The organism is Pelobacter seleniigenes DSM 18267, assembly GCF_000711225.1.
Classification (GTDB): Bacteria; Desulfobacterota; Desulfuromonadia; order Desulfuromonadales; family Geopsychrobacteraceae; genus Seleniibacterium; species Seleniibacterium seleniigenes.
Genome location: NZ_JOMG01000002.1, coordinates 527,130 through 550,773 on the forward strand (window position 1 = coordinate 527,130; position 23,644 = coordinate 550,773).

Consider the following 23,644-nt stretch of genomic DNA (forward strand, 5'->3'; position numbering starts at 1 on the left):
ATTACCGATCCGCCAAAGCCAGATCAATACCGAGGAGCAAGAAGATCCCGGCAAATCCTTTCTTGAGCCAGCGCTGAACCCGGTTCGATTCGACGACATGCACTCTGAACCTGTCAGCCAGCAACCCGTAGCCGACAAACACCAGCAGAGTCATAAGCATGAACAGACCGCTGAGGGCCATCATCTGCATCAGGGCCGAATAGTGACCGGGGGTTATAAACTGCGGCAGGAACGCCAGAAAGAAAATCGACAACTTCGGATTGAGAATATTGATCAACACCGCTTTGACAAAAAGGCCGCGGCCCGCAAGATGATCGGCTTTCCCCGGCAGCTGAAAGGTCCCGGTGTCGTGCCACAGCGTCCAGGCCAGATAAAACAGGTACAGCACTCCGGCAAATTTGACGGCCTGAAAGAGCACGGCACTGGCATGAAGCAGGGCGGCCAGACCCAGGCTACTGGCCAACAAATGCGGAATAATCCCAGCGGTGCAGCCGAGAGCCGCCACCAGGCTGGCCTTTCGCCCGAACAATAGCCCATTTGAAACCGTAAATATGACCCCGGTTCCCGGGATCAGCACAACAATCAGCGCGGTCATTAAGAAGTCTGTTGAAATCACTGTTACCCCCTTAAGCAATGTGGATAAGATATCAGGAAAACATTATACAGGAAGATGGCGGGCATGCTGACAATTTGCTGCCAGCAGTCACATAAGAATAACTAACCTGCTCGATTTCAAAAGGAAAAGCCGACCATTCAGTCGGCTTTTCCACACAAATCAACAACTTTATCCACAGGCTGTCTTCAATGGGCTGCGGTGATTCCGAGCATCCGATCCATCATCTCCACCAGGTAGGGGATCTGCGGTTTGGTGGCGTAGCCGTCAGCACCGACCTGGTCACACTTGCGTGCCATCTGCTCATTGATCAGCGATGAAAACATGACCACCTTGGTGCCGCGCAAGAGAGGATCGTCCTTGACCTTTTTACAAAGAGTCAGTCCGTCCATCTTGGGCATTTCAATGTCCGATATCAACAGATGCAAATGATTGTCCAGCGTATCTTCAGCTGAGACATGTTCCCGGATCTGCATGATATGGTCATAGCAGTCCTGCCCATCAACATAAATTTTGATGTTTTCATATCCTGCTTTTTTCAGAACCCTTTCAATCCCGGCTCTGATCAGCGAAGAATCTTCCGCCAACATCAGTTTTTTCTGGCGGCGCATTTCTGGCAGGGTCATGGTGCCATCGCTGGTGCCCAAGACCTCGGTTTCGTAATCAAGGCCGGAATCCGGATCGAATTCCGCCACAATATGTTCCAGATCGACAATAAGAATTTCACGTTTTTCGATATTGATACTGCCGGTAAAGCGCGGCCGATACTGATCGATAAAGGTCGCCATGGGCTGAACATTGCCCCAGGAAACCCGGTGAATCTGATTCACTCCATCGACTTTGAAGCCGTTGACCCGATCATTGAATTCACAGACCAGCACCACCGGGCGCACATCTTCATCCTCGCTGGAATGCTTTTTGGCAAGGTGGCTTTTCAGGTCGATCAGCGGAATGGTGTTGCCACGCAAAAGCAGAGTTCCCAGCATGCCGGGGGAACTGCCGGGTACCACGGTCAAGGCTTTTTCATCAAAGGGGATTATTTCTTTTAATTTATGGACATTGATCCCGAAAGATTGATGACCAAGATAGAATTCAATAATTTCCATCTCGTTGGTACCGCTTTCAAGCAGGATCTCCTGCTTCTGATATTCGCTCATGGGCGTGCCTCGCTGGTCAGAGTTATAATATTTTTATTATTTGATCACTTTAATAACAATTTGTCAATATTTGCCTCTTCAATATTTTCCTGCCCAAACAACTGAGTTCTCATGTAAGATAGATGATTAATCAAGTTAATTTTCAGTTAGTTGAGGTGTTCGATGACAGATATGGCCCAGACCCATTATCGACTGGGAATGAATTATTTCCGGGGCAAAGGTGTGGAGAAATCATTTGTTGAAGCCATGAAGTGGTTCCGCCTGGCCGCCCAGCATAAATATCCCAAAGCGATTTTCATGTTGGGACGTATGTATGATAACGGGCAGGGCACGACGGCTAATCCTGCTGAAGCAGCCAAATATTACCAGGCGGCTGCGGAGTTGGGTTATGCCCGCGCGCAGAACACGCTCGGCCAGGCCTACATCAAAGGTCGCGGCGTGCCGGCTAATTACGATCAGGCCCTCCACTGGTTCAGAAAAGCCGCTGAGCAGAATTTTTCCGATGCCCAATATAACCTCGGCCTGATGTATGCCAAAGGGCATGGGGTGCCCAAGGACTTCATTGAAGCGAAACGCTGGTGGGCCATGGCCGCCGAGCAGGGCAATCCCAAGGTTCAGTTTACCCTCGGCCACATGTACCTGGTCGGCAAAGGGGTGAAAAAAAACTATTCAAAAGCCCGCCAATGGCTGCGCCAGGCTGCGGAACAGGGGCTACCGACCGCCCAGTATCACCTGGGGATGATGTATGCCCGCGGGACCGGTGTCCTGCAGAGCTATACCGAGGCCAGCAAATGGTTGCGCAAAGCAGCCGAACAGAACTTTCTCGACGCTATCTACAATCTTGGCAAGCTGCACAGTTCAGGCAGCGAAGAGGTCCGTGACCCGCTGACTGCCGTCACCCTGCTGAAACAGGCCGCCACGCGGGGACATCAGCGCGCCAAGGTGCTGCTGGGGCAGCACTATGCCAAAGGCAACGGTATCCAGCAAGACCTGCAACTGGCCTATCATTGGTGGCTGGAAGCAGCCAACAGTGGCAACCCGGATGCCCAATACAACCTCGGGATCATGTACCTGAACGGTAAAGGGGTGCAGACCGATGCAATGGAAGGTAAAAGGTGGCTGACCCTGGCCGCCGACCAGGGTCATACCAAGGCCCAATATTGCCTGGGCATGATGTACTCAACCGGGAAAGGGGTCCCCCAGGATATCGACGAAGCCTTCCGTTGGAAGGAAGCTGCTGAATTCTGGGAGTCGCTGTGATGACCGCGCGGAATTCGCGTTACAGATAATCCAGAATCGACAATGTTGCCAACCGGGCGCTGACCGACAAAGCGGCCTGATAGGCCTGTTCTGCTTGGGTCACGCCGGTCATGACCTCGATCAGGTCGGCATCCTCATACCCTGATAATCGTCCGTTCATCTGCAACTGAACATTCTGCAGCAACGCAGTGGTATCCTCGAGGCGCTCGTTGATGTTCCCCATCTCACTACGCTTGGAACGGATCTGGTCCGCTGCTGATTCCAGGTCATCCAGGGAATTGGTGATGGCATCGGTGTCACCGCTACGTAAATTCGCCTCCAGGTCGGACATCATGGCGAAACAGTCCAGCGGTGAGCTGAACACTTCATCTCCGGTCAGATTGGTCTGCACGGTCTGCCCACGGCTTACTTCCACCATTTTATGATCGCTGGTCCCGGTATAGGTGGGCGGGGTTCCGGAAAACGCCGGTGTGGTTTCGGCATAGCCGGAAAAAATATACTTGCCGTCAACTTTGGCGTTGGCAATATCAAGCAGTGAGGACTGGAGAATCCCCATTTCGTCGGCATAGGTTTCCAGGTCCGTGTCTGACAGGGCGCCGTTCACTGCGGTGACAGCAATTTCCTTGATCCGCACCATAATATCTTCCGCGCTGTTAAGATAACCGTCGACAATATCAATACTATCCTGGGTATCGGCGATCGTTTCAAGATAACGGTCCGAGGTGGCAATCTCGGTCCGTGAACTGAAAATGGACCCGATGGCGGACGGATCATCCGAAGCATCAATCACTTTTTTTCCTGTCGAGCCTTGCAGATAAAGTTCATTCATATTCTTGCTACTTTTCTCCAGATTATATTGCACTGTTCGGTAGAGTGACATTTGCGAAACCTTCATAATAAAACCTCACATTGACATCAGCGTGTCGAGCATTTCGTCGACCGTGGTCAGATATCTCGCTGCCGCTTCGTAACCGGATTGGTACTGAATCAGCATGAGCATTTCTTCGTCGGTGGAAACCCCGGCCACAGAATCGCGCATATTTTGAATCTGATCCAGAGAGTCCCCAATACTATCGGACATGGCTTCGTTTTGACTGACAGTCAGTCCGACATCGGAAGCAATCACGGCATAGTAATCGTTTAAGGTATTGTTACCGTTGATCACAGCCTGATCCTGCAAGGCAACCATATTGAGGGTGTTCTCATTGTCGCCGGGCTGATTATCAGGGGCCGCGGTTGTCCCTGCCGCCACCTGCGCAGTATCGGTCAAAGCCATAGCGATTGAGGAGGCCGCACCGGTCCAGGGATCGCTGCCGCCAGCGGAGAAAGAGAAGAAATCAACCCCGGCATTACCATCCAGATCAACGCCACCGGTATGGACCGCATTAACGGAAGTGGCAATGTTATAAGCAAGGATATCGAGTTTCTCGATGAGATCCGGGATATATTCGTCACGCATCTCCAACATGCCACCCAGTTCCCCACCAAAATCGTCAGCATCCAGGATACTTGTTGAAACACCACCGTCCACAGAAACCTGCAGAGTGCCGTTGGTCCACTCGGCAGCGACATTGCTGACTTGGTCCGCCGTCACCAGCGGTTGTCCATTCTGCAACTGAATCGACACCATCCCGTTTGCTTCTTCATAATAGGTGACACCGGCCGTCTCAGAGATGTCCTGCAGTAACATATCGCGTTGATCACGCAGCCCGTTGGCAGAGATGCCGGTCGATTCAGAGGCCAGAATCTGAACATTCAGATCAGCAACCTTGTTCAGCTGTTGATTCAGGGAGGTGACTTTCCCGCTGATATCATCATTGATACTTTCGCTCACCGCATTCAGGTCACTCACCATCGACTGCAGACTGTCAGCAACTTCCGCTCCCTTTTGCATGACCTGCTGCCGCTCCAATGTTGCTGAAGGGTTATCACTGAGCTCCTGCCAGGAATCAAAAAACTCGTCCAGATCAGTCGAAAAATCGCTCGTGCTGATGCCGACAATCTGTTCAACTTCGGCAAGAATGATCCCTTTGGAATTTTCTTCGCCATAGCCAGATTTTTTATCCGTCAACTGCTTGGCCAGAAAATTGTTGGTGGCGCGGCTGACGGAACTGGCCACCGCACCGGTGCCAATCATCTGCCCTTGAAATTCCAGGGTCGGCGAGGAAGAAACCACCAGGCTCTGCCTTGAATAGCCTTCGGTGTTGATATTGGCGACATTATTGCCGGTAACCTCGATCCCCTTCTGGTTAACCGCCAGACCGCCGGCGCCAGTGTTTAAGGACGCGATGAGACTCATGTCATATCCTCCCGGTGTGCAGCAGCCCCATGGCCCGGGATTCAATCCGGTTGCCATGCCGACCGTAAAGCACGGTAGAGATCTCACGCCGGCAGCTGTTCATGGTCTGCCGCAGAAAGGTCAGGGTTGAAGCCAGCAGACGGGCATTCCGGCGATTCTGCCGCCGCAAGTAATCGGCAAACTCCTTAAGGTCCTCGGGGCAGGGTCCGTCCAAGGCTTTCAAATCAGCGAGGAGTTGGGCTTTTTCTTCCTGCAGCTCTTTGAGTTCCACAACCTGCAGCTTGATGGCAAAAGACCTCTCCCGCTTAATCAATTGCTCCAGAAGTGCTAATTTTTCCTGATATTCAGTGTGTGCCATAGCGATTTCCATTCAGCCCGTTTTGTCGTTACCGTTTAAGATTGATCAATTCCTGCAGCATTTCATCGGTGGTTGTAATAACTTTGGACGATGCGGAATAGCCGTTCTGGATGGTGATCAGATCGACAAACTCCTGGGCCAGGTCAACGTTGGACAATTCCAGGCTGCTGGTGTAGATGTAGCCCTGTGAAGCTCCCGAGACACCGACACTGGGGTCGCCAGAGGATGCGGTCTGGGCATACAGGCTGCCGCCTTCCTTCGCCAATCCGGAAGGGTTATTAAAGGTGGCCAGGGTCAGCTTGGAAATATTGATTTTTTCGCCGTTGGAATAGCTGGCAATGACCGTCCCTTCGTCATCGATGGATACCTCCACAACTTCACCGGGAGCATAGCCGTCCTGGGTCTGGGAAATAATTCGCGATGAATTGTTCCGTTGGGTCGTCGCAAAGGTCATTTCCACCTGTTGCCCGGAACTGGCACCGTTGGTCCAGACAATAGCCCCGGCCGTGGTCGTCCCCGTCCCTCCGGTCAGCAGGTTCCCGGAACCGTCAAAGGTCAGGGTGCCGGTGCCGATTTCGGTCAGATCCGTGGTCGCGGCAACCGATGGATCGAGTTCATCACTGTCGATGACCATATGCCACTCCCAGGTATTGTCCGCGGTTTTGGTGAAATAAGTGGTCACCGGATGGCTGTCGCCCAGGGAATCGAACAACTCAGTCTGGGTCGAATAGCTCGACGTCCCCTCCGGGTCGGTGATATCAAAAGCGGTAATAATGTCAGAGCCGGAATCCAGGTTGGTTGTCAGCGTCAGTTGAGTGGTCTGGTGAGCGGCGATCTGGCTATTGAAATCGACTTTGATATCCGTCGGATCACCCCCGCTAAGAACACCGTCTTCGTATGCTTTCCCCTGGACCCGATAGCCTTCGGCATTGACCAGATAACCGTCATCGCTGAAATCGAACGCACCGTTACGGGTGTAATAGTTCACCGGCGAATCAGACGCCCTGACCATAAAGAACCCATCGCCGTCGATAGCTAGGTCGGTATTGCTTGAAGTGCTGGAAAAGGACCCCTGGCTGAACAGATTGGCCACCTTGGAGATCTGCACCCCGCGGCCGACCTGGGAGGAGCCCCCGGCACTGGAGATACTGGCCGACAAGACGTCGGAAAACAATGTTGAGCTGGATTTAAAACCGATCGTATTACTGTTGGAAATATTGTTGCCGGTCACACTCATCGCCTCTGAGTTAGCCTTCAGACCGCTGATCCCCGTATATAATGTGCTGGAAAGCCCCATGAGTTCCTCCTTGAAATTATTTTCGCTGCTGCATCAGGCGATAACAGCACTGTCAATGTTGGTGAAGACATTCTGCTTCAGCTGTTCCTGGCCGACGACAGTGATGACCTTAGCGTTGGCGATACTGATAACCATGGCCAGTTGACCAAGCAGGACCAGCGACAACTTGCCCCCTTTTCCAGCCAGGTTTTCAACCGCCCGTTCAAGCCTGGCAATCTCCGGTGGGGAGAGAACCAGCTGCCGCTGTTCCAGGCGTTGTTTGGCATGACGTGAAAAACTTAGACATTGAGCAATCATGAGCGCCTCTTTCCTGACTATTGATTGATGACGGAAGAAATTCCGCTGAACGGGATGTTGCCGGCATCGGTCACCAGAATACTGCCTGAAGAATCGATCCCAACTTCATTGACCGCTACCTTCACCAGCGGCTGTACCGAGAGATCCTCTCCTGCGCTATCGGTGCCGTTAACTTTGATCGAGTACAGCCCTTCCGGCAGTTGCTTGCCGGAGCTATCCGTACCGTCCCAGTTGACAAAATTGTAGCCTTGTTGCAGATCATTCATGGCAAAGCTGGTCACCACATTGCCGTCCTCATCAAGGACATCCAGCGAGACATCCTGCGCATCCCCGTCAAGACTGAAACCGAGGTCAACTGAATCACCCTGCATATAGAAGTCACCTGAGGCGACGATCACTTTCTGCCCCAATAATGAAAAAGCCGACATTTGCTCTACATTGCTCTGGGCCGAAACCAGGGCGTCCAGCTTGTCGTTGGTATTGACCTGTTGTTCCAGGCTGCTGAACTGCGCCATTTGGGCAATGAATTCCGAGTTTTCCTGCGGATCAAGGGGATCCTGGTGCTGCAACTGAGCCACCAGCAGGGTTAAAAAATCATCTTGCCCGAGGGAATTCTGGGAACTGGTCAAAAAAGACGTTGTTGCCGCGGCCGTATCGGTAGCGCTGTTAACATCCATATCTTTCTCCTTGAAGACCGATCAGAAATCACCCATTGAAAGAAGCAATCTCAGGTGCTTAAGTTCGGTGAAAATCGTTCTTTAGCTAGGAGTCTTTTCGACTTTCCGGAAACCTTTCTATGTTTTGTTTCAGTTGTATTTTCGTTATGAAATTATATATTTAGTTACTATTTGTTACATTTGAACAATAATCTAGATACAATCTTCAGGCCTCATTTAAGTTGGAAGGTAAAAGACATCACCAGAGAGAAATACAAGGAATGTGACGCGTGGCAGGAATCAACGCCAATGCCCAAAGGCAGGTTGTTATTTCTTTGTCCGAGCAACAGTGATCGGGGGGGATCAGAGCGTCCCCTGGAAAGGCACACAGATAAAAAAACAGTCGGCCGGGCTGACCTTCGGGCTCGCCTTTGAGTCCCGAAACAAGTCAGCCAGGTTTTGTCTGTGAGTAATTAGCGGTGACTACAGGTGGTAAGAAAACGCGGCTCCGTCGTATAAAAAACGACCCGGTGCTTATTGGTGGCCATCCCCGGTCAGTAGATAGCCCGCCCCGCGTATTGTTTTCAGATAGCGCGGATGCAAAGGATCATCGCCGATCTTACTGCGAATCCGTGAAATGTAGATGTCGATGGAGCGATCAAAACCATTATATTCCGAATTGTACAGATATTTATGGATATCATCCCGACTGAGCACCTTGCGCGAATTTTCCGCCAGGCACCACAGAACATCGAATTCACGGGTTGTCAGTTCGACAGTGCTGCCATGGGAGCGGACTTCCCGACGCCCGGCATCGATGACCAACTGCCCCAGTTGAATGATTTTGCGGTTGTTCTGCTGCAACTCCTGGACCCGGCGTAGCGTCGCCCGGATTTTAGCCAGCAGCAGCGAAGGGCTCATCGGCTTGAGCAGAAAATCATCAGCGCCCATTTCCAGCCCGAGGATCTGCAGCATCTCATCGGCTTGTTCCGCTAAAACCAGAATCGGACCTGCATAAGAGAAGCGAAGGTTGCGACAGCGACTGATCAACTCCATAGATGGGGTCACGTAATCAATAAGCATCAGGTCCGGCTGGCCGACAGCAAAACATTCCACGGAAAGTTGCTTCTGCTGAAATTCATGAATCCTGAAGCCTTCGCTGGTCAGCATCTCGTGAAAAGGGGAATGCTCTTTGTTGTCACTGAACAGGAATAGTTTTTTACCGGCGGTTATGGACATTGGGGAGCTATCCACCAAATCGGCAGCGGCCTGGGCAGAACTTGCTTGATTGGATTGATACATTTATTCACCTCGATATTTAGGAGCTAAAAGCTAACAACCGGTTGAAAATTCTCCCGCAAACGATGTTCAAGGACGGTTGCCGGGCCGCGCTGTTTCGCCTTAGCGGCGCAAGAAACGCACAGCCCGCTTCCTGTTTTGGACTCAGATCCTCCTGGAAGTTGCTCTCCAGGCACCGTTCTTCCGAAAGTTAATTACTCTTACTCTTGTACTGCCAGGTCCGGGTTGAAACCGGAAGCGGATCTCTGGCCTCCCCCAAGGGCCAGATACAGGGTCATCCGATCTTCCAACTGTTCCATACGGTTTTTATTCAGCGCCAGATGGGCACTGCGCAACGCCTCCTGCTTGTCGAGCCATTGTTCCAGGTCGGTCGCGCCGGCACGGTAACGGCGGCGGCTCAATTGTTCCGCCTTAACAGCCAGGGCCAGGTTCTGCTCCAGCAGCCCGGCGTTTGCCAGATCCTGCTCACGGGCAACCAGAGCATCTTCGACTTCAGCCAGCGCGGCATACAGCGTCTGTCTGAAATCGATCACCGCACTTTCAAGATCAGCCTCGGCTGCTTGGACATTCAAAGTGGTCCGATTCCAGTTCACAAAGGGCAAAACCAACCCGGTTCCCAGACTCACCAACGGATTCTGCAGGACCTGGCGGAGTTCATCGCTGCTGCTGCCCAGAGATCCGGTCAAAGTCAGCTGCGGATAGTAATCGGCTTTGCTGGCCTCGAACTGCTGATGCAGCTTACGCAAACGCAATTCAGCAGCCCGCAAATCGGGGCGATTCCCCAGCAGCTCTGCCGGCAACCCGGCCGCCACCCAGGGAATCGCAGTTTCGGCCAGATCGGTAATCTCTGTGAAACCCGCCGCGGGCGGCCGATCAAACAGGATCGCCAGAGCATGCCAGGTCTCCTTGAGATCCTGCCGGGTCTCGTGCAAAGTTTGCTCTGCCTCGTGCAGCGCCTGCCTGCTGCTGAACCATGCCGCGGCAGTGGTCGCCCCAGCCTGATAACGGGCCTTGGTCAATTGCTCAATCTGCCCTGTACAAGCGAGGGACTGCCGGTTTAAAGTCACGCTCTCCTGCAAATAAGAGATCTTCCAGTACAACTTGGCAGTGGTCCCGATCAATGAAAGCACAGCGCTATGGCGATCCTCCTCCGTTGCCTGAGCCTCCAACCGGGCGGCAGCATGAGCCGCCGAATACCTGTCCCAGAAGTCGATCTCGTAACTCAGTCCGGCGCTGACACTGTAGCTACTGCTCCGGGCACCATCTTGCAAGTCACGAGAGCGGCTCAAATCGGCGGAACCCGTGGCCGTCGGCCAGAGTTCCGTGCCGGCAATGCCGGCCTGCAGTCGCGCTGCCTTGATCTTGACCGCGGCGGCCCGGACATCGTTATTGACCGCAATAACCTGCTCGATCAGCCGATTCAACCGCGGGTCATGGAAGGTTTCCCAGAACTTCTCCCCGCCAAGGCGTTGCTGGTCGGCGCTGGTCGCCTCCTGCCATTGCTCCGGAACATTCAGGGATGGGGCATGGTAAGCGTTTTTACCCAGGACCGAGCAGCCCGGCAGCAAAGCCAGCAGCAAAGCCAGCAGTAAAGCCAGCAGAACATATCTGCACACCAACGGCCCGCCCATGATCAATCCCTGGCCAGAGCGGCAACCGGATCAAGCCGCGCGGCATTACGGGCCGGCAGAAAACCGAAAACAACCCCGATCAGCGTGGAACACAGCACCGCTGCCAGAATCGCCAGCAGCGAAAATTCCATTTTGATGCTGGTCACAAAGAACGGAAACGCCAGGCCGATGGCATAGGACAGCAGAATTCCGCAACTTCCGCCAAGCAGACAGACCAGGATCGCTTCAATCAGGAACTGCTGCATGATATCGGTCTGCCTGGCACCGACCGCCATACGGATGCCTATTTCGTGGGTTCTTTCGGTCACCGAAACAAGCATGATATTCATCACTCCGATACCGCCGACCACCAAGGAAATCACCGCAATGGCGGCAACCAGCAAGGTCATGGTCGCGGTGGTTTTATTGACGGTTTTAAGGATCGTATCGCTGCTGCTGGTGTAAAAATCCTGGCTCCCGTGGCGCCGGGTCAGCAAGCGGGTGATATTATTTTCCGCCGTCTCGTTGTCAAACCCATCGGCAACCCGCACCGTGATCGAATTAAAATAATTCTGTCCGGTCAAACGCCCCATGGCCGCGCTATAGGGGAGCCAGACATTGAGGTCTTCGTTGTTTCCGAAAGGGCTCTCCTTTGCTTGAGTCACCCCGATGATCCGGCAGGGCACCGTCCCCAGCAGCACCACCCGTCCCAGCGGCGAACCACCGTTGGGAAAAAGTTTTTTCGCTGTATTCGGATCGATCACCGCCACCTGATCCAGGCGCTTAAGCTCAGTGCTCGAAAACCAGTTCCCCTGGTCGAGCAGCAGCCCGCGGACCCGATAGTAGTCTTCACTGACCCCGGTCACGGACGCCGAGGCAGTGATATTTCCGTAACGCAGCAGCAGGCTGGTTTTCAGACTGGGCGTGGCGCTGTCGACATAGGGCAGGGAACGCAATGCCTCGAGATCACTCGGCACCAGGGTATGAATCGCTGCGGAGCGAAAATCCCCCCAACCTTTACCGGGGATGATGGAAATAACATTGGTGCCCATGGAATTAATATCGTTCACGATCTTTTCCCGGGCCCCCTGGCCGAGAGCGACAACACAGACCACCGCAGTGATACCGATAATGATGCCGAGCATGGTGAGCAAGGTCCGCAACCGATGTGAGACCATGGCAAACCAGGCCATCCGAAAAGCTTCCCCGGTTCTTCCCCACATGGCATTAAAGGAATTTGCCGACCCGCGGTCCTGTTTTTCCGCCAGCGGGACCGTCGCCGGACGGCCGCTTTTGTTGGACCGATCGTTCAAAATACGCCCGTCGCGCATTTCAATGATCCGTTCGGCATAACTCGCTATCTGTTGATCATGGGTCACCAGGATGACCGTATGCCCCAGCTGATTCAGCTCCTGCAACAGGGCCATCATTTCCGCGCCGCTGTGACTGTCCAGGGCGCCCGTCGGCTCATCCGCCAGAATGACTTGGCCGCCGTTGATCAGTGCCCGCGCCACGCTGACCCGCTGCTGCTGCCCACCGGACAACTGTCCGGGCTTATGGCTGATTCGGTCACCGAGGCCGAGCCGTTCCAGCAGCTCTCGGCTGCGCAAGCGACGCTGCGTTTTACCGATCCCGGCATAGACCGCGGGGATTTCGCTGTTCTCCAGGGCATCCAAATGGGACAGCAGATGATAGCGCTGAAAAATAAAGCCAAAATGATTACGCCGCAGTTCCGCCAACTCTTCCCCGGTCAGATTCGCGGTTTCCCGCCCGCCGACCAGGTAGCTGCCCGAGCTGGGATGATCGAGACAGCCAAGAATGTTCATCAGTGTCGATTTGCCCGAACCGGATGAGCCGACAATAGCCACCATCTCGCCGGCCTCAATCCTCAGGTCCACGGCATCCAGGGCGGGAATACTGTTTTCTCCCGCTGCATAGATGCGAGAAACCTTTTGCAATTCAAGCAAGGCGCCCATCGTCACCTTCCCGGTGGCGGCCCCATCTGGCCACCCGGTGGATGGAGCCGGCTGGTTTCGCTCTTGCTCTCGCTCGGTGCGTTCTGAACCAGCAAGCGGTCTCCCTCTTTCACACCGTCGACAATTTCCACCTGGGCCTTATTGTTCATTCCGATCCTCACCCGCCGCGGTACCGGACGGCCATCCACAAGGACGTCGACCCGGGTCTCAAAATAACTGCCATCTTCGGCCAGAACGGATACCGGCGCGGTTAAAACCTGCCGGGCCCGATTAAGGATAATCGTCACTTCCGCAGTGAGGCCGACCCGCAACCGCTGGGCCCGGTTGTCGACATCAAACAGGCCGTTGTAGTACACGGCACTGCCGGTCGAACTGCTGTCATCATCGACCGGACTCGGCTCAATCGCCCTGAGCACTCCCTCATAGCGTTCTTCCGGATTGCCGAGGATCGTGAAATAAACCTCCTGCCCGGGTTCAACCTTGGCCACGTCCGCTTCGGAAATTTCCGCCTTGACCGTCATCCGCTCAAGATCAGCGAGGGTCAAAATCGTCGAAACCGACTGACTCGAGACCAGGGTCTGTCCTTCTTCGGCCGCAATACTGATCACGGTTCCGGTCATGGGCGCACTGATCATGGTGTAACCGAGGTTGGCCTGAGCCGTATCAACGGCAACCAGCGCTTTCTGCTGTTGTGCCTGCAAAGCCTCCAATTCGGCCTGGGCCACCTGATAATCCGCCACGGCCTCCTCCAGATCAGCCCGGGCGCCGGCAGCCTGATCGAACATGTCCTGTTCACGTTCAAAAGCCTGACGATACTGGGTTATCCTTACCTGCTTGGCCAGGATATCTGCCTCGATATTGGCCAGTTCGGAGCGGGCTTCTCTCAGGGAATTCTGCTGCAGGACCGGATCGATTTCGGCCAGCAACGTTCCCTTCTCCACTCGCTCACCCAATTGCACGTGGAGGGTTTTCAACTGCCCGGACACCTGAGCCCCGACCTCAACCGTTTTAATCGGATTTAAAGTCCCGGTCGCCAGCACCGTTTCTTCCATATCCGCCCTGACCACCGGAACAGATAACGGCAGCGGTTGCGGCTGTGAAAAAGCATAAAAGGCCATTCCTGCGAAAACCGCCGCAACTGCAAGCCCTATCATTATGAAAAATAAGAGTTTTTTACTTCTCATGGCCCAATCCAGGGTTTGTTCTCGAATCGCCACAGGTGTCAGTAGCGGATCGCCCTGGCAATCAGCCGGAGCTTGATCTCTGCGCTATATGGTTTATAAAAGCCGACCTTACATTCTCGTCTGCAGACCCGCCATGCCAATCAAGCCGGAGGCGGAGCCCCGCAGAAACTGACGAATGATCTTCTAAAAAACCTTTAAAATCAGCTTATTTACAAAATAAGTCGCGACTATATTTCGGCTTTATTGCGATTATTGGGTGAGTAATAACCTAGGAACATTTGTTACAAAGACTTCGCTCCATGAAATACTTGGCTAAGAAATAGCAACAAAAAGAGCAAGAAATGTGAAAGAAATGTGAAAATATAAATGGTCTACAAAAAACTGATGTACTTGACCGTTACGTTTTGCAATAACTGTCCTTGGACAGAATCGATTTACAATCGATTCCCTATGGGATCTGGCCGTTGAAAAGGATCCGGACCATTGAAACCAAGCATTACTTACCGACTTTTTGGGGCGATTCTTCTGGCCGCCGGCCTCGCTGTCGTCAGCATGGTACTGATTGCGCAGTGGAACCTGGATCGCGGCTTTCTCAAATTTGTCAGAGATACTGAAGCGATCGGTGTCGCTAGTTTGTCAGAGACACTGTTGGAATATTATGCCGAGAATCAGAGCTGGCAGCCGCTGCAACATAACGGTTATCTTTGGCGCGACCTTATTCGGGAATCGCTGCCTCGCGATATGGGACCGCCGCCGGATTTTATGCTATCGGTCAAGCCAATGGGCGCGCGTCCGTCCGAACCGTCAGCGGAGCCGAAACAAAAGCCGCAACCAAGCCCCGACATGAAAAGTCGGTCCATCGGCCAGCCCCAGCCGCCAGGGGCCAGCGGCGGCGAATTGCCGCCGCTGCCGTTCATCAAGAATTACAATCAACGTTTCTTCCTGTTCGACAGCCAGATGAATTTACTCATCGGCGCCCCAAAGGAATCAGCACAAACCGAACTCACCCCCCTGCAGGTCGATCAGCAGGTGGTCGGATATCTGGGCTTTACCCCAACAACCCGATTGACAGATAATCGTCATCTACTTTTTTTGCATAGCCAGAAGATGACCGTCATCACCGTGTCGATCATAATTGTCCTGCTTTCGGCCGGACTCTCGTTACTGTTGGCCTCGCGTTTGGTACGGCCGTTAAAACATCTGGCGGAAACAACTCACAAGTTGACCGGCGGGGAATTTTCCAGCCGGGTGCCGGTAACATCCAATGACGAATTGGGGCGGTTGGCCGCCGACTTCAATACCTTGGCGTTGACCCTGGAAAAAAACGAGCAGGCACGCCGCCAGTGGGTTGCCGACATTTCCCACGAATTGCGTACCCCGATCGGAATTCTGCGGGGAGAAATCGAAGCCCTGCTGGACGGGGTCAGGAAGGCCGACACCAAGGCCCTGGAATCGCTGCATGCAGAATCTTTACGGCTGGGACGGTTGGTGAGTGATCTCTATCAGCTGTCCATGTCCGATCTGGGCGCCTTGACCTACCGCAAAACCAGAATCGACGGAATCGAAGTTCTGAAAGAGGTCGTGGACAGCTATTTGGGAGAAATAGAGAATCACCAGCTGCACTTTTTCGGGGTCGCTGCGCCAAGTCGGCCGGTCGAGATTTTTGGAGACCCGGAACGTCTACACCAACTGTTCTCCAATCTGCTCGACAATTCCTTAAAATACACCGAGGCCGGCGGCTATCTGAAAATCGTTGCCAGTAAGGGAAAAGAAGTTCTGGAAATCAACTTCCAGGATTCCGCACCAAGCGTTGCCACAGAAAACCTCGACCGACTCTTCGACCGGCTGTTCCGCGTCGAATCGTCCCGTAACCGAGCCACCGGTGGCGCCGGCCTCGGCCTGACGATCTGTCGGAATATCGTTGAAGCACATCAGGGCTCAATAGCAGCCCTCAAATCACCGCTGGGCGGGCTCTGGATCAAAGTCACCCTGCCCCTACCGGGAGTCACCGATGCCGGATAAGATCCTTATCATTGAAGATGAACAAAAACTGGCCCAGATCCTCTCTGACTATCTGAAACAAGCCGGCTATGAAACAGATTGTCTCTACACCGGCCAGGACGCCGTTTCCGTGATTCGGGAACAACACCCGGCTCTGATCTTGCTGGACCTGATGTTGCCGGGACGTGATGGGCTTGATATCTGTCGCGATGTCAGAACTTTTTCCAATCTTCCGATTATCATGATTACCGCCCGGGTAGAGGAGATTGATCGGATTCTTGGGCTGGAACTCGGTGCCGACGATTATATCTGTAAACCGTTCAGCCCGCGGGAAGTCGTAGCCCGGGTCAAAACCGTCCTGCGCAGGTCCGCGGGGAACAACATTATCGCAACGGCAGATCTTTCCCTGGATGCCGGTCGCTACCTGGCGGCGCTGGAAGGAAAGGATCTGAATCTGACCGCCATTGAGTTCAAGCTGCTTCAGTTTCTCGCCAACCACCCCGGGCAGATCTTCGGCCGGCAGGTGTTGATGGACCGAATCTACCAGGACGAACGGATTGTTTCCGATCGCACCATTGATAGTCATATCAAGAAACTGCGGAAAAAAATTTCCGGTCTTTGCCCGCACCTGCAGTTGATCCACTCCGTCTACGGGGTCGGTTATAAATTTGAGTATGAAAAAATCGAAGAGCTCTAAGGCCCGCCCTTTTTAAGGAGTGCAAACCGACAATTCAAGGTTAAGCGCATCCTGCCCATCGCCCTGACCACCTTCCCTGCTGGTGCGCGGCCAGGTTCTCTTGTAGATGCTTTTTGGGCGCCTTTTCATCCTCACCACCGACCTGATTTTCGGGGCCATTGCCCTGTTGACCGGGACCGTGGGACTGCGACTGTTTCACTCCGGCAGAGCGCAACGGGTCATGAACCGAATCAGTGCATTGATATTTCCAGCCTCACCTGACACCTGGTAACGATTGCAAAATAGGTCTTCGGTCAATTTTGCCAAACCAGCCCACCTATTCTCTATTGCATAAAAAATGCATTCGTGCATAATATTCCTATGCAAACTCTCGCCCTCAACCCGCAGGTCCAAACTCTGTTGGATGCAACCGGACGGATCATTCTGACCATCGACAATGACGGTATTGTTGCCTTGGTCAGCCAGCTGGCCCGCGAACACCTGCGCATCATGCCCGGGATTCCCCTCGAATCCGAATATCCGGGTTTCTGGATCCAGGTCAACAAAGTGCTGGATGGAACCCTTGCCAATAGCGAAATTCCGTTGCAACTCGGTAACCGCGAGTACCTGGTCGGGGTCAACCCCCTGGTCGAGGAGGGCAAAATCAAGGGTGCCGTCTGCATTCTGGTCGACAGTACCCAGCTCGACACCATGACCCGCAGACTCCCCTCATTCAACACCCTCTCCCGAGAACTCGACACCATCATCGACTCATCGTCGGACGGGCTGTTCGTTTGCGATGCCAACGCCAACGTGATCCGCATGAATCCGGCGTCGGAAAAAATTCACCAGTTGCCGGCCAGTGAACTGATCGGTCGCAATATGCGCGAACTGATCGCCAGCGGTTTTATCGATCGCTCTGCCGCCCTGGAGGCCAGCATCAAGAAAGTCCGGGTGAGCCAACTGCAGAACAAAAACGGCCACAAACTGATCTCCATCGGGACTCCGGTCTTTGATGACAATAATGAACTGATCAGGGTCGTGGTCAGTGAACGGGACATCACCGAAATCGACAATCTGCAGAAAGAGCTCGAAAAACAGGAAGGAATGCGCGACGGCTTCCGCGATCAGATGCTGGCCATGCAGCAGGCCGAACTGGAAGGGCAGGAGATTATTGCGCGCAGCCCGTCGATGATTCGCGCTCTCCAGCAGGCACTGAAAGTCGCCAAAGCCGATTCATCTGTCCTGATTCTTGGCGAATCCGGGGCCGGCAAAGGGCTGATTGCCGATATGATCCACAAGCATTCGCAACGGCAAAAAGAACCCCTGATCAAAATCAATTGCGGCGCCATCCCGGAATCGCTCATTGAAGCGGAATTGTTCGGCTATGAAAAAGGAGCTTTCACCGGAGCCCTGACCAGCGGCAAACCCGGCCACTTTGAATTGGCCGACGACGGCACTCTTTTTCTGGACGAAATTGCTGAGCTCCCGCCTTCTTCACAGGTCAAACTGCTGCGTTTTCTGGAAGACGGCCGCATCACCAGGCTGGGCAGCACCAGAAGCAAAACCCTGAATGTCCGCGTCCTGGCAGCAACTCACCAGGATATGGAGAAACTGGTCGGAGAGGGACGATTCCGCCTCGATCTCTATTACCGTCTGAATGTTATTCCCATCCAGGTCCCCCCGGTCCGTGAGCGCACGGACTGTATCGTCCCGCTGATCAGGCATTATATCGAAAAATTCAACAACCAGACCGGCACCCGCAAACGCCTGACCCGGGCCGCCCTTGATGCCCTGACCGCTTATCCCTATCCGGGAAACGTCCGCGAACTCATGAACATTTGCGAACGGTTGGTGGTCATGTCCGATACGGAACTGATCGGCCTGGCCGACCTGCCGGCCCATATCGGCCAGGCCGTGGCCAGCCAAACCCATCTCAACAAACTCCCCAGTGGCCTCTCCCTGACCGAAACCCTGGAACGCATCGAAAAAGAACTGCTCGAAAAAGCCCGCGCCCAGTATCGGAATCAAAGTGAAATCGCCGCAGCCCTCGGCGTCAATCAATCGACCATTGCCCGCAAACTTAAGAAATACCATCTCACCTGACCCACCATTATGCAATTCTGCATTTTCTCTTACCCCTCCAGACCTTCCAAACAAAGAACAATGGATCAGCAGAAAACAGAGTAAGTTTATTTTTCAATTTTAACATATTGATTTTATTGAATTATCACAGAAGAATCAGCAACCAGGAAGGATCCTCCCCTTAACCTGGCACCTTATTTGCTCATATACTGACGTATATTCATTGAGGAATAAAAACCATAAACTGAAGAGGAGAATCATGAATCTTCTGAATAATGCTTCAATCAACGTTCCTGTTCCGCAAAATGAGCCGAACCTGACTTACGCCCCCGGCACACCTGAGCGCGCCAAGCTCAAGACTGCGTTGGAGGAGCTGAAATCCAAACAGGTGGAAGTGCCTTTGATTATTGGTGGCAAAGAAGTCCGCACCGGCAATACCGCCAAGATTGCCTGCCCTCATGATCACTCTATTACCTTGGGCACGTATCACAAGGCCGGCCCCAAAGAAGTCCAGATGGCCATTGATGCCGCCATGGCCGCCAAGCCGGTCTGGGAAAGCCTGCGCTGGGAAGAGCGCGCCGCCATCTTCCTGAAGGCTGCCGACTTGCTTGCCGGCCCCTATCGTTTCCTGATCAACGCAGCCACCATGCTCAATATCAGCAAAAACCCCTTCCAGGCCGAGATCGATTCCGCCTGTGAGCTGATCGACTTCCTGCGCTTCAATGTCTATTTTGCCCAGCAGGTCTATGAAGACCAGCCGATGCTCTCCTCCCGCCAGGTCTGGAACTATGTTCAGCACCGCCCGCTGGAAGGTTTTGTCTTTGCCGTCGCGCCGTTCAACTTCACGGCCATCTCCGGCAACCTGCCGACCTCGCCGGCCATCATGGGCAACACCGTGGTCTGGAAACCGGCTTCATCGGCGGTTTATGCCCCCTACTACTTCATGAAGCTGCTCCAGGAAGCCGGACTGCCGGACGGTGTCATCAACTTCGTCCCCGGCTCGGGGAGCAATGTCGGCGACACCATTCTTGCCAGCCCCGACTTTGCCGGCATCCACTTCACCGGCAGTACCGCGGTCTTCCAGAGCATGTGGAAAACCATCGGCACCAACCTGGCTGACAACAAATATAAAACTTATCCGCGCATCGTTGGCGAAACCGGCGGCAAGGACTTTATCTTTGCCCACAAATCCGCTGATGTGAAAGCCCTCGCCACTGCAGTCGTCCGCGGCGCCTTCGAATACCAGGGGCAGAAGTGCTCGGCCGCATCGCGTGCCTATATCCCGGCCAGTATCTGGCAGCCCGTACTTGACGAAATCAAAGCCCAGACCGATCGCATCAAAATGGGCGACGTCTGTGACTTCGGCAATTTCGTCAACGCCGTTATCGACAAGGGCGCCTTTAAGAGCATCACCGCCTACATCGACTACGCCAAGGACGCCAAAGATGCTGAGATCGCCATCGGCGGCGGTTATGACGACAGTAAGGGCTGGTTCATCGAGCCGACCGTCATCACCACCACCAACCCGAACTTCAAAACCATGGAAGAAGAGATCTTCGGCCCAGTGATGACCATGTACTGCTATCAGGACGACGCTTTTGAGGCGACCCTGGAACTGTGCGACCAGACGTCACCCTACAGCCTGACCGGCGCCATTTTCTCCCAGGATCGGGTCGCCACGAGCTTTGCCATGGCCAAACTGGTCAATGCGTCCGGGAACTTCTATATCAACGACAAGCCGACCGGCGCGGTTGTCGGCCAGCAACCTTTCGGCGGAGCCCGCGCTTCGGGAACCAACGACAAGGCCGGCAGCAAGCAGAACCTGATGCGCTGGGCTTCGGTGCGGGCGGTCAAAGAAAACTTCGTCCCGCCGACAACTTTCGAATACCCCTTCATGGATCCGGAATAACGGCTGCCAAGCGCCCAAGGGGCTCGGGTTAAACGGTCATCTGCACTCGGCGCAGGCCGAGTGCAGAGATTTCCCCATCAACCTTTTTTATTGACCAGCAGGAAGCTGAACATGTCTCTCTTTAATTTTCTTGTTTCCAAAACCATCATGCATGTGCCGAAGCCGATCGTCAGCTACTTTGCCAAAGGCTACATCGCCGGCTCCACCCTGGATGACGCGATCCGCGTAACCAAAGAGCTGAATCAGCAAGGCATGATGACCACCATCGACATCCTTGGGGAATTCATCACCAGAATCGACCAGGCGGTCGCTTTCAAAAACAACGGACTGGAGATCCTCCAGGCCATCGACCAGCACAAGCTGAACGCCAACCTGTCCATCAAGCCGACCCAGATGGGACTCACGCTGGACAAGGAACGCTGCTTCGAATTGATTCATGAGCTGGTTGCCGAAGCCAAGCGGATCAACAATTTCATTCGCATCGACATGGAAGATATCCCGACCACGGACGACACCCTGGAATTTTTCCGCAAGCTGCGGGAAGAATTCCCCGGCCATGTCGGGACGGTGCTGCAGGCCTACCTGCGACGGACGCCACAGGACATTATCGACCTGGCTGACGGTTATCAGAATTATCGCCTGTGCAAGGGGATCTACATCGAACCCAGACTCCATGCCTGGAAGCACCCGCAGGCCATCAACCGCAACTATGTCACCTGCCTGGAGCGGATGTTCAAGCAGGGTGCCTACGTCGGGATCGCAACCCACGATGAATCTCTGGTTTTTGAAGCCATGAATCTAGTGCGCGAACTGGGCCTGAAACCCGATCAGTACGAATTCCAGATGCTCCTCGGAGTCGATGAAGAGTTACGGAAAATCATCGTTGACAACGGCCACCGCCTGCGGATCTATGTTCCCTACGGGCAGGACTGGCTCCCCTACTCGAAACGTCGCCTCAAAGAAAATCCCTTCATCGCCCAGCATGCCCTGAGGCAGATGTTTGGATTGAAAAAACATTAACAATTTCAGGGGCCTCTTGCGGCCCGACCAACAGAAGTGCTAGAGTTGCTGCTGCGCTTCGGAGGGCCTCAGATGGATCTCGGCTGTTTCCGAACCACCTGAGGCCTGAATAGCAAAACAAGCATCACCCGCAACACAGCTTGACCGAATCAGGCTCCTTATTGGCCTGACTGAAACTTCGGACAATGCCTGGTCTCAAAGGCGAGACCTCTGATCGCCACTATTAATTCATTGATCAATCGAGAACGAACTCGAACACAGCATTAACAGTTTGCCCGTCCAAGCGTCACCCGATGCGCCAGAAAAAGGCCTGGACGGCAGACAGAAGCCTTTAAAAAACGGTTGCCAGCCGTTTTCGACAGCCGAACTGCCGATTGCGTTAAAAACCGTGACTCAGATAGAAAAGGGCAAAAAATAGAATGCTTTTTCCCAGGGTTTCGCCGATGATAGATAGGTTGGCCGGATCCCTGAAAGATTCTTAAAAGAAGCATTCATTAAACCGAGAAGGTCGTCATTTTATTGGAAAATCAGGTTATTGAGAAATTTTCCGAGGTTACTCTCTCAAGGGGGAGGAAGATGAACTTTTCACGGGTGACATTTTCGTTGACCGATGAAAATCGGAAAGGTAACCTTCATCAAAACAGTGTTTAAAACCATCAAACAAGGAGGAAACACAATGAAGAAGCAATTCCGTAATATCTTGTTAGCGCTCTTTGCTGTCGCACTGACGGCAGGCTTGTCCTGGGCCGACACCCTCAAGGTCGGTGTTCAGGCTCCGATTACCGGCAGCTATGCCAACGAAGGTCAGGGAATCGACAACGGCGTACGCCTGCTCGCCTCTCAGATCAACGCCGCCGGCGGGGTTATGGGCAAACAGGTTGAAGTCATCACCTGCGACGATCAGGGGACTGCCATGGCCGCCGCAATCTGCGCCAAGGACCTGGTCAACAAAGGCGTCTCCATGGTCATCGGTTCCTACACCTCAACCTGCGCTGAAGCTGCTCAAAAAACCTATTTCAAAGCCGGTGTCCTGCAGACCTCCGACGGGACCGCGGATTCTTTGACCGAAAACGGCTACTGGACTTTCCTGCGTAACTCCTTCCCGAACAGCGCCGAAGCCGAATTCGTCGCCAATTACCTGGTTAACGTCAAAAAGTATCAGCGGATCGTGGTTCTTTCCGACTTCTCAACCTATGCCGACGGCCTGGCCAATGCCGCTGAAGCTGCCATCAAAAAACTTGGCGGCAATGTGGTTTCCCGCGACAAGATCAAAGCTGATTCACAAAACTTCACTCCGGTCCTGACCAACATCAAGTCGAAAAACCCGGATGCAATTTTCTTTGCCGGCTACTACTCCGATGGCGGCCAACTGCGCTCACAGCAGATCGCCCTCGGCATCAAAGCCGACTTCTACGGCGGTGACGCCAACGATAATCCGGACTTTGTAAAACTGGCAGGCTCGGCTGCAGAAGGCGCTTTCATCGTGAACGTTCCGTCACCGGACGTGCTCCCCTACGAAATCGCCAAAACCTTTATTGCCGACTATCAGAAAACCTACGGTGAAATGCCGCCTTCCATCTGGGGTCTGATGAATATTGACGGTATGCGTGCGATCATCCACGCCATGGAACAGAATAAGAGCTTCGACACCAAGAAGGCAGCTGACTACCTGCACAACATGCCTGAGCCGATGCCGGGGATCACTGGTCCAATCGCTTTCTCCGCCGACGGTAACCGCAAAGGTGGTGCTTATGTGGTGAAAAGAATCCAGGCTGACGGCACCTACGCCAACGAATATGTTCAGTAAACCGTTCTGAACAATCTGACAGGGCGGGGAGATGTTTTCCCCGCCCTGTGACCTTATCCAGGCCCATTCACACAAAGCCGGCCCTTGCCCAGCAGACGCGAGAAGAGGACACCACACCCCTCTTCTGGCGTCTGACAGGC

General features: G+C 53.7%; 20 protein-coding genes. 8 read left to right on the forward strand and 12 right to left on the reverse strand.

Annotation, left to right across the window (positions count from 1 at the left end; genetic code table 11):
* Position 1: 1 nt before the first annotated feature.
* Positions 2 to 616, reverse strand: a complete 615-nt coding sequence (locus N909_RS0105055; RefSeq protein ID WP_029912293.1) for a LysE family translocator — start codon at positions 614 to 616, stop codon at positions 2 to 4.
* 185 nt (positions 617 to 801) lie between these two features.
* Entirely contained in the window at positions 802 to 1,770 is a 969-nt protein-coding gene (locus N909_RS0105060) for a chemotaxis protein (RefSeq protein WP_029912296.1), read from the reverse strand.
* 162 nt (positions 1,771 to 1,932) lie between these two features.
* Here N909_RS0105060 and N909_RS0105065 point away from each other — a divergent pair, with 162 nt between their 5' ends.
* Positions 1,933 to 3,030: an SEL1-like repeat protein gene (locus N909_RS0105065; protein WP_051689537.1), complete on the forward strand. Its 1,098-nt coding sequence runs from the start codon at positions 1,933 to 1,935 to the stop codon at positions 3,028 to 3,030.
* Positions 3,031 to 3,049: 19 nt separating this feature from the next.
* Here the strand turns inward: N909_RS0105065 and flgL are convergent, their stop codons facing one another.
* From flgL to N909_RS0105115, 10 genes are all read right to left on the reverse strand, one after another.
* Positions 3,050 to 3,925 carry a flagellar hook-associated protein FlgL gene (gene flgL, locus N909_RS0105070; protein WP_084167477.1) on the reverse strand — a complete coding sequence of 292 codons (876 nt, stop codon included), beginning with the start codon at positions 3,923 to 3,925 and terminating at the stop codon, positions 3,050 to 3,052.
* Between the two features lie 9 nt (positions 3,926 to 3,934).
* On the reverse strand, positions 3,935 to 5,329 hold the full coding sequence (gene flgK / locus N909_RS0105075) for a flagellar hook-associated protein FlgK (RefSeq protein ID WP_029912304.1): 1,395 nt from the start codon (positions 5,327 to 5,329) through the stop codon (positions 3,935 to 3,937).
* Position 5,330: 1 nt separating this feature from the next.
* Entirely contained in the window at positions 5,331 to 5,687 is a 357-nt protein-coding gene (locus tag N909_RS0105080) for a hypothetical protein (RefSeq protein WP_029912306.1), read from the reverse strand.
* 28 nt (positions 5,688 to 5,715) lie between these two features.
* Positions 5,716 to 6,984: a flagellar hook protein FlgE gene (locus N909_RS0105085; protein WP_029912309.1), complete on the reverse strand. Its 1,269-nt coding sequence runs from the start codon at positions 6,982 to 6,984 to the stop codon at positions 5,716 to 5,718.
* 33 nt (positions 6,985 to 7,017) lie between these two features.
* On the reverse strand, positions 7,018 to 7,281 hold the full coding sequence (locus N909_RS0105090) for a hypothetical protein (protein WP_051689538.1): 264 nt from the start codon (positions 7,279 to 7,281) through the stop codon (positions 7,018 to 7,020).
* Between the two features lie 17 nt (positions 7,282 to 7,298).
* Entirely contained in the window at positions 7,299 to 7,958 is a 660-nt protein-coding gene (locus N909_RS0105095) for a flagellar hook assembly protein FlgD (protein ID WP_051689539.1), read from the reverse strand.
* Between the two features lie 513 nt (positions 7,959 to 8,471).
* A complete protein-coding gene (locus N909_RS0105100) occupies positions 8,472 to 9,239 on the reverse strand; it encodes a winged helix-turn-helix domain-containing protein (RefSeq protein WP_051689540.1) in 768 nt (255 codons plus the stop codon).
* Positions 9,240 to 9,436: 197 nt separating this feature from the next.
* The gene (locus N909_RS0105105; protein WP_036682914.1) at positions 9,437 to 10,867 is read right to left on the reverse strand and encodes an efflux transporter outer membrane subunit; all 1,431 of its coding nucleotides are present in this window, start codon (positions 10,865 to 10,867) and stop codon (positions 9,437 to 9,439) included.
* A 2-nt stretch (positions 10,868 to 10,869) separates the two neighbouring features.
* Positions 10,870 to 12,822, reverse strand: a complete 1,953-nt coding sequence (locus tag N909_RS0105110) for a MacB family efflux pump subunit (RefSeq protein ID WP_029912323.1) — start codon at positions 12,820 to 12,822, stop codon at positions 10,870 to 10,872.
* A 2-nt stretch (positions 12,823 to 12,824) separates the two neighbouring features.
* Positions 12,825 to 13,940, reverse strand: a complete 1,116-nt coding sequence (locus tag N909_RS0105115) for an efflux RND transporter periplasmic adaptor subunit (RefSeq protein ID WP_162179112.1) — start codon at positions 13,938 to 13,940, stop codon at positions 12,825 to 12,827.
* 549 nt (positions 13,941 to 14,489) lie between these two features.
* Between N909_RS0105115 and N909_RS0105120 the strand changes: the two genes are divergently transcribed.
* From N909_RS0105120 to N909_RS0105150, 7 genes are all read left to right on the forward strand, one after another.
* Complete coding sequence (locus tag N909_RS0105120) at positions 14,490 to 16,028, forward strand: ATP-binding protein (protein WP_029912328.1); 1,539 nt, start codon at positions 14,490 to 14,492, stop codon at positions 16,026 to 16,028.
* Complete coding sequence (locus N909_RS0105125) at positions 16,018 to 16,704, forward strand: response regulator (RefSeq protein WP_029912330.1); 687 nt, start codon at positions 16,018 to 16,020, stop codon at positions 16,702 to 16,704. Before N909_RS0105120 ends, N909_RS0105125 begins: the two co-directional genes overlap by 11 nt.
* A gap of 106 nt (positions 16,705 to 16,810) precedes the next feature.
* Complete coding sequence (locus N909_RS25580; protein WP_155005869.1) at positions 16,811 to 16,975, forward strand: hypothetical protein; 165 nt, start codon at positions 16,811 to 16,813, stop codon at positions 16,973 to 16,975.
* Between the two features lie 89 nt (positions 16,976 to 17,064).
* On the forward strand, positions 17,065 to 18,789 hold the full coding sequence (locus N909_RS0105135; protein WP_245613573.1) for a sigma 54-interacting transcriptional regulator: 1,725 nt from the start codon (positions 17,065 to 17,067) through the stop codon (positions 18,787 to 18,789).
* 238 nt (positions 18,790 to 19,027) lie between these two features.
* Positions 19,028 to 20,677, forward strand: coding sequence for an L-glutamate gamma-semialdehyde dehydrogenase (gene pruA, locus N909_RS0105140; RefSeq protein WP_029912334.1), 1,650 nt, complete (start codon positions 19,028 to 19,030; stop codon positions 20,675 to 20,677).
* A 111-nt stretch (positions 20,678 to 20,788) separates the two neighbouring features.
* Positions 20,789 to 21,697: a proline dehydrogenase family protein gene (locus N909_RS0105145; RefSeq protein WP_029912337.1), complete on the forward strand. Its 909-nt coding sequence runs from the start codon at positions 20,789 to 20,791 to the stop codon at positions 21,695 to 21,697.
* Between the two features lie 676 nt (positions 21,698 to 22,373).
* On the forward strand, positions 22,374 to 23,504 hold the full coding sequence (locus N909_RS0105150) for a branched-chain amino acid ABC transporter substrate-binding protein (protein WP_029912339.1): 1,131 nt from the start codon (positions 22,374 to 22,376) through the stop codon (positions 23,502 to 23,504).
* Positions 23,505 to 23,644: the final 140 nt, after the last annotated feature.